The sequence below is a fragment of the Dysgonomonas sp. Marseille-P4677 genome, from assembly GCF_016652235.1.
Taxonomy (GTDB): domain Bacteria; phylum Bacteroidota; class Bacteroidia; order Bacteroidales; family Dysgonomonadaceae; genus Dysgonomonas.
Map to the genome: position 1 here is coordinate 1 of NZ_JAEPKU010000245.1, position 2,204 is coordinate 2,204.

General features: G+C 30.4%; 2 protein-coding genes. Both read left to right on the forward strand.

What is annotated here, in order from left to right; translation table 11 throughout:
* The first annotated feature begins 248 nt into the window (after window positions 1-248).
* On the forward strand, window positions 249-824 hold the full coding sequence (locus JGH11_RS19770; protein WP_201114652.1) for an RNA polymerase sigma factor: 576 nt from the start codon (window positions 249-251) through the stop codon (window positions 822-824).
* 57 nt (window positions 825-881) lie between these two features.
* Window positions 882-2,081: a FecR family protein gene (locus JGH11_RS19775; RefSeq protein WP_201114654.1), complete on the forward strand. Its 1,200-nt coding sequence runs from the start codon at window positions 882-884 to the stop codon at window positions 2,079-2,081.
* Window positions 2,082-2,204 lie beyond the last annotated feature (123 nt).

Genomic DNA, 2,204 nt, shown 5'->3' on the forward strand with positions numbered 1-2,204 from the left:
TCTATAATTCGGTTATTAAATATATGCGACGATTTATTTAATTCAAAAATAGTAAAAATTGAACAAAATTTAAACAGACTCTAAATAAATAATAAATCATAGCATTTTCAGGTATATTTGAATATTTTTGCAAATCGGTTTAAAAAAGTAGTAGCTTGTTAATACCTCTTTCATTGTACTAATGCCAAACCTTGATGTGAAATCGGTAATATATTTTATTGGAGTCCAGAAATAATCTAACAGCGTTAATGTTTATTAAGAAAAATATATATTTTGAAGATGACTCATCATTGTGGAATAAATTCCTTAAAGGTGATGATGATGCTTACGAACATATATATAAGAAATATGCGAATCGCTTATTTTTGCAAGGGCTGCGGTTTACCTCTGACAGGGAGTTAATAAAAGATTGCCTACAGGATGTTTTTGTAAAAATATACAAAAACAGGACAAATCTGGGCACCACTGATAATATTAAGCTATATCTGTTTATCTCATTAAAAAATACGATATTAAATACTTTAAAGAAATCAAAGGTATACTTTGATCCTCTTGATGAAAATATGGAGAATGAATATACCTTCGATAATAATACCGCGGAAAATGAACTAATAGGCAGAGAAACAGAATCCTTGACCCAAAACCAAATAAACAATGTACTTAATATTTTGACTGCTCGCCAAAAAGAAGCTATCCATTATCGCTTTATAGAAGGTATGACCATAGATGAAATCTGTGTTTTAATGGAAATGAATTATCAATCCGTCCAAAACTTGCTTCAACGATCAATAAAGAAAATCAAAGAAAATTTGAAAATAGTATAAAAAAAGTGAGTATAAAAATGAAAAGATAGTGTTCTCTTTTTAGAAACTATTTATACTATGTCGAATAAACATTTAAATAAGGACTATTCTGAATATAATTTTGAGCATTTTTTACAAGATGATTATTTCATTCATTCTGTAAAGAATCCGGATACAGAGTCCGAAATATATTGGAATATTCTTTTAAATAGTGGAACTATCAATGTTAAAGAATTTTATGCTGCCAAACATTTTTTGGAATCTCTAAATGAGAACAAAAACGTTTTCTCCGAAGAAGAGCAGTTCGATCTATGGACAAAAATTGATAGTATAAACAAAAAAGGACGTATAAAACGCAATAAAAAGAAACAACTATATTCTGCTATAAGTATTGCTGCCTGTATATTAATCTTAGCACTAACAGTACCTTTCTTTGTAAAGAGAAACGCATTACCGAAAAACGATATTATATCGTATGCTAAAGAAAATAATTTTTTAGATAGTTCCCAATCTGACATCCAACTTATTATTTCGGAACAAAGCAAAATTGCACTGCAAGAAGAAACCAATATCGTTTATGATTCTACTCAAATAAAGATTGCAGAAAAAGAAATATCAAAAAAAGAATCAGCCTCCTTCAATCAGCTACTAGTTCCAAAAGGAAAACGTTCTAAACTTACTTTAGCTGACGGAACAAAGATGTACGTTAACTCAGGAACACGTGTTATATATCCGGTTGATTTTAAAGGGGAAAACAGAGAAATATATGTAGATGGTGAAATATTTATCGAAGTTTCTCGTGACGAAAAACGGCCCTTTATTGTCAGAACCAGCGATGTAAACATCCAGGTATTAGGAACAAAATTCAACGTGATGGCCTACGAATCGGAGCTTAATAAACAAATTGTACTGACCGAAGGTTCTATCAAAATACTATCCGAAAAAAGCTCTGCACATTCAATACTTATTCCATCTCAAATGTATGAACTTAGTAAAGGCTCAGGCCGTATCACAAATGTAGATACAAACAGATATACATCGTGGATAAATGGTCTCTTATATTTTGATAGTGAAAGATTGGACTCTGTCTTATTAAAATTATCCAGATATTATGGGAAGAACATAAGCTGTACACCAGATGTAGCCGCACTAAAATGTTCGGGCAAATTGGATATGAAAGATGATTTGAATGAAGTACTAAAAGGCTTAACTAATACGTTGCCCATCAAACTGCAATATAAAAATGAAAGATATAATATAGTCAAAGATACCATGTAAAACTTAAAGTAATGCCTATGAAGAACCTTTAAATTTATCCTTTTCAAAAAAGATCGGATGCTATCGCCAAACACCATCCGATCAAGATTTAAAAAGTCAATAATACTATTTAACCATTAAATC

What these genes read in the sequence shown, in the direction of transcription:
- JGH11_RS19770 (WP_201114652.1), top strand. Translation starts at nt 249, where the DNA reads ATGTTTATTAAGAAAAATATATATTTTGAAGATGACTCATCATTGTGG.
- JGH11_RS19775 (WP_201114654.1), top strand. Translation starts at nt 882, where the DNA reads ATGTCGAATAAACATTTAAATAAGGACTATTCTGAATATAATTTTGAG.